This window comes from Vibrio sp. M260118 (assembly GCF_036533755.1).
In the GTDB taxonomy this organism is placed as follows: domain Bacteria; phylum Pseudomonadota; class Gammaproteobacteria; order Enterobacterales; family Vibrionaceae; genus Vibrio.
Map to the genome: position 1 here is coordinate 1 of NZ_JATABG010000276.1, position 4,938 is coordinate 4,938.

General features: G+C 44.0%; 6 protein-coding genes. 4 read left to right on the forward strand and 2 right to left on the reverse strand.

All coding sequences use genetic code 11. The annotated features are described in order from the left end of the window. Both QTO00_RS14785 and QTO00_RS14790 read right to left on the reverse strand, forming a co-directional pair. Window positions 1-285 (reverse strand): phosphoribosylaminoimidazolesuccinocarboxamide synthase (locus QTO00_RS14785; protein ID WP_331425477.1); only part of this gene is annotated, 285 nt, incomplete at its 3' end. Window positions 286-498: 213 nt separating this feature from the next. Continuing rightward, window positions 499-894, reverse strand: a complete 396-nt coding sequence (locus QTO00_RS14790) for a hypothetical protein (protein ID WP_331425478.1) — start codon at window positions 892-894, stop codon at window positions 499-501. Window positions 895-1,251: 357 nt separating this feature from the next. Between QTO00_RS14790 and QTO00_RS14795 the strand changes: the two genes are divergently transcribed. The 4 genes from QTO00_RS14795 to QTO00_RS14810 all read left to right on the forward strand — a co-directional run. Continuing rightward, on the forward strand, window positions 1,252-2,124 hold the full coding sequence (locus QTO00_RS14795; RefSeq protein WP_331425479.1) for a DMT family transporter: 873 nt from the start codon (window positions 1,252-1,254) through the stop codon (window positions 2,122-2,124). 122 nt (window positions 2,125-2,246) lie between these two features. After that, window positions 2,247-3,209: a lactate/malate family dehydrogenase gene (locus tag QTO00_RS14800; protein ID WP_331425480.1), complete on the forward strand. Its 963-nt coding sequence runs from the start codon at window positions 2,247-2,249 to the stop codon at window positions 3,207-3,209. A gap of 186 nt (window positions 3,210-3,395) precedes the next feature. Continuing rightward, window positions 3,396-4,193 carry an MBL fold metallo-hydrolase gene (locus tag QTO00_RS14805; protein ID WP_331425481.1) on the forward strand — a complete coding sequence of 266 codons (798 nt, stop codon included), beginning with the start codon at window positions 3,396-3,398 and terminating at the stop codon, window positions 4,191-4,193. A gap of 50 nt (window positions 4,194-4,243) precedes the next feature. Further along, a partial coding sequence (locus QTO00_RS14810; protein ID WP_331425482.1) for a DUF3450 domain-containing protein occupies window positions 4,244-4,938 on the forward strand: 695 nt, incomplete at its 3' end.

The following is a 4,938-nucleotide window of genomic DNA, read 5'->3' on the forward strand; positions in this document are numbered from 1 at the left end:
GAACCAGTGATTTGAAATCGCGTTGAGAGCTGCACCTTTACCAGGAACACCTTTTAATCCACCTTCAGCGTGCCAAATACAGTCAAATGCTGAGATACGGTCACTGATAACCATGATTGCTAGTGGAGCATCTGGCGCTACATCGTAACCTTTTTCTTGGATAAGACGCTTGCTGTCTTCTTCAGTTAGCCAGTAAACGGAGCGAACTTTACCGCTATGAACGGCTTTATCGGTACGGATTGGAAGATCATCGTTAACAGCGAGAACTTGATCAGCGAGACTCATATTGACATTCCTATACTTTAGCAACGTGGGAAATTATCGGCGGAGATAACTTAATTGCCCCGCATAATACCAGAACTATTTTGTGCTGCCAGAGAAAAAGCAAACGTTTGCTATATTTCTTCTCTGATTGATGAAAAGAACATCTATGGCTAGGGAAATGAAAAAGCCCCACCTATAGGGCGGGGCAAAAAGACAGTGAACTTGTTGAGCTTGTTAGTGATACTGGTTAACTCTGCCCTCAACGAAAAAGACTTCACACTGGAACTGGGTAGCATGGCTGCGCAAAAGACTTTGCTCGACCATAGGAATGTTGTTTGATGCAACTACCGCACTGGCATTGCCTGATTCGATCGCCTTTTTTACGATTTCGAATTCAGACTGCGTTTGTGATGGTTTCATCTGAATGATTTTTTTACAGCTAACATCAAAGGCCGCAAACTGAGAGTAATCAGGGCGAGGGCATTGTGCAGTAAATAAGATCCATTGCTTTTGACTTGAAAGGCCAGCTAGGCGACATAACGTATCGTTGTCGATGTTCATTGGTGCAGTAGGTTGTGCAAGAACATTGTATTTTGAAAACGAGTGAGTTTGAGTATGTGCCTGAATCATGGTTACTGTTCCTTTGTACATGCTGTATAGTTATACAGTAGTTTTATTCGGTGCAGATGGCAAGCTTTTTTGTGCGGAATTTAAGCAGGAAATGAGTGGTTAGGAGAGTGTGTTAGAATTAAGTTATTGTATTTTATGGATTAAGTTGGCTTTGCTAAGTGTTTGTACATACAAAGCCTAAAACTAAAAATGTGATTCGAATCACTAAGGTTTATACAGCGTTATACAGTGGTTAGGAAAAGCACTGTATAGGAGTTGGCTTCAGTCGAGTTGTTTCTCAGAGTAGATAAGTCGTAGCTAAGTTTGTGCAAATCTGACAATATCGCGAGATAATCAAATAATAATTAGAGTTTAAAATTGAACGCTGAAACTAAAGCTGCCTGGGTCCTCTTTATGACCACTGCTCTGGCGGGGTTAGGGTGGATTTTCTCAAAAGAAGCGATACAAGGGCTCCCTCCGTTTGGTTTTGTTGGGTTACGTTTTCTCGTGGCTTCGATTTGCTTGCTTCCCCTTTGTCATAAACGATTTAGAGAGCTAACTAAACAGCTGCTGCTTCAAGCTATCGGTGGCGGTTGTATTCTTGCTTTGGCGCTTTTGACGTGGGTTTATGCCATATCAATCAGTGAAACATTGGGAGAGGGCGCGTTTATCGTTAGCTTGTCGATGATCATTGTGCCAATCATCGCGTGGGTATTGTACAAAGAGCGCCCGAAACGGGCCTTTTGGATTTCTATGCCAATAGCTGTGATGGGCCTTGCAATGCTCTCATTAGCGGATGGTTGGAAAGGTTCATTAGGTCAATTTTGGTTTTTGGCTAACGCTTGTCTGCTCGCACTGCACTTTAACGTCAATAGTAAGCTAGCGCAAAAAGTGCCTGTACTACTGCTCACTTGTATCCAATTGTTTGTCACAGGCGTTCTCGCTGCTATCGCCTCTTTATTATTCGAAACTTTCCCTGAGAGTGTAGAGACCTCCATCTGGGGTTGGTTTGCTCTCAGTGCACTGTTAGCGACGAGCTTGAGGTATGTAATGCAGACCTTAGGTCAAAAGGGGTGTAATCCAGCCAATGCGGCGCTGATTATGTTATTAGAACCTATCTGGACGGTCGTTCTAAGCGTGGCTTGGTATGGTGAGCAGTTATCTCGCAATAAGCTCATTGGCTGTGCTCTAATCTTGCTTGCTTTGATTTTCTACCGTACAGACGGACGTTTGCTCAAAGTAAGAAACTAAAAATTTGCTTGCTCCTAGATAATAATTCTGTATTTTGTGCTGCCGATGAAACTAAATTGGAATTGCTTGGGTGTGTGTTAGTACAATCCAAAGTAACAGCAAAAGATTACAGGGATAGATAAATGAAGATTGGTGTTATTGGAGCAGGCTCTGTCGGTGTTGGGGTATGTAATTACCTTTTAACTCTTGGCAGCATCAGTGAGCTTGTTCTGCTCGACAAGGACCTCGAAAGAGCTGAGGGTGAGGTGTTTGACTTTAGGCATACCTCGGCGCTTACTTTCTCTAAAAATACCCACTTAGTACCGACGGATGACTATCTAACGCTTATTGGCGCAGATATAGTTGTGATCACTGCTGGAGCGCAAATTAAGCAGGGCCAAACTCGTATTGACCTGGCCGAAATCAATAGCCGCATTGGGGTCGATATCGCCAAGCAGGTAGAGCGCGTTGCACCCAATGCGACTCTTATTATCGTTAGTAACCCTTGTGATGTGGTAGCGCACTTTATTGCGACCAATACTGGCTTCCCACGCTCAAAAGTGATCAGCAGTGGTTGTGTGATTGATACGGCTCGTTTGATGAGTATTGTTGCCAACCGCGTCAATCTCGATCCTAAAAATGTGTTTGGCTACGTACTGGGTGAGCACGGCAGCCACTGCTTTACACCTAAGAGCTTAATCTCCATTGCTGGGCAGCCTGCAGATTTCTATTGTGACTCTCACCACATCGAACGAATCTGTGCTGATGAATTACTCGAGTCGGTTAAGCAAGCGGGTTACGAGATCTTCAAGCGTAAGCAAAATACCACGCATGGTATCTCGGCCAGTGTATTCCGTATTATCCAAGCGATTATGATTGATGAGCGTTCGGTTCTTCCTGTCGCGACGTTGTTAAATGGTGAGCATGGGTTAAACAACGTTGTGCTAAGTTTGCCTACCGTTGTGGGTAAAAATGGTGCTGAGTCGATTCTCCAGCATCCTTTTACTGAAGAAGAGAGTGGGACCTTAGCTGAGATAGCGACTGAAGTGAACAAGGTCGTTCAGCAGGTTGCAGACAATACAGGGCTGAAAATAGCCAAAGACTAAGCCTTCACTTTTGAATTGAAACCGCATATACGGGTGGCCTTAAGGTCGCCCGTTTTTGAATGTTTAGTGATAAGGACGAGCAGAAGTGATGCTCTCGCAGTTCACATATTAGAGTGAATACTCTGTCAAATAAGTACAAGCTTGATAAATTAAAATGTAAATAATTTGTTAATTTCAGTGTGCTCTATGAAAATTCATGTGCTTGAAGGCTATATACAGAACATCTACTTGGCAGAATACACAGACAAACTCATGCTACTCGATGGAGCTTCACGAGCGGATATCTCCTCGATTAGGCACTTTATTACCCATGAACTGCAACGTCCTTTCAACGACTTGTCTGCGGTGGTAGTGACGCACATGCATCCCGATCATGCCGGGGCTGCACATAAGCTTCGCAAACTGACGGGATGTAAAATCATCTCCGCTAATAAAGATACCCACTGGTACTCGGGCGTTGATGGGTTTTTAATGCATTTAACTGACTTACTGTTAGCTCGCTGGGTTGCGAATCGCAAGCGCAAGCCGAAGAGAAATCTATGGTATTCGAGAAAGCTTCGCCCTGACGTAATGTTGAATGATGGCGATGTTATCCCGGAGTTTGAAGACTGGGCGGTGCTAGAAACCCCGGGTCATACTGATCGTGACTTATCGCTGCATAACATAGAGCGTGACATCTTGTATGTCGCTGATCTAATGGTTGAAGTGAAGCAGCAGCTTATTTCGCCGTTTCCTATCTTTCACCCCAATAAATACAAGGCATCGCTAAAACGGGTATATAACTTAAACCCTAAAGTGCTGCTTCTTGCTCATGGTGGACAAGTTGAACTTAACGAGCAAGTCTATCAACACTTGGTTGATACGGCGCCGCGAACGCCCTCTACGCATTGGCGGGTAACTAAAATTAAATTCAAAACTATTCTGGCTGAGATTTGGCGGCTAGGAATTGCAATTTTGCTCAATCGCGGTAGTATGCCTAAGTGAAAATGAGAGTGGTTCTCAACCATATACTACATCAGTGACTAATAACCGTTATGAATTTAATCAAAATTAGCTTGGCGCTTATCCTTGCTACGTCGGCACCCTGGGTTACGGCGAATAGCCTTGATTCGGCTCAATCCATTCAAAGCAAAACTAATGCAGCGTCTGCCTCGAGCCAAAAACGTATCGATGCAAGTGCGGAAAAGACTTTGAGTTTGAAAGCTGAAATTGAGCAGCTTGAAGAGGAAGTGAAAAATCTCAAAGTCTATCGCGATCACTTGACTGCCTTAGTTACTAGCCAGGGGCAGGAGGCCGCTAGTTTAGATAGCCAGATAGAAGAGATTAAAGCTACACGTCAGGGTATTGTGCCCTTGATGTACAAGATGGTCGACGGTTTAAAACAAATTGTCGCCGATGATGTGCCAATCAAACTAGAGCAGCGCCAAACACGCATCGCTAAGCTTGAGTCGATGATGACTAGAGCGGACGTTAGTGATGCAGAGAAGTATCGTCGTATTTTAGAGGCTTACCAAATTGAACTTGATTACGGCACTAAGCTAGGTCTGTATCAAGGTCAGATCAATGCCAATGGCTCAAGCAGAGAAGCGGATGTACTTTACCTAGGGCGAATTTCGTTGGTTGCCCGTAGCTTAAATGGACAAAGGTTCTGGTCTTGGGATCAAAAATCAAATCAATGGTTAGACGTTGACTCTGCGCTTAAGTCAGAGCTAGACACCGCGTTTAATAT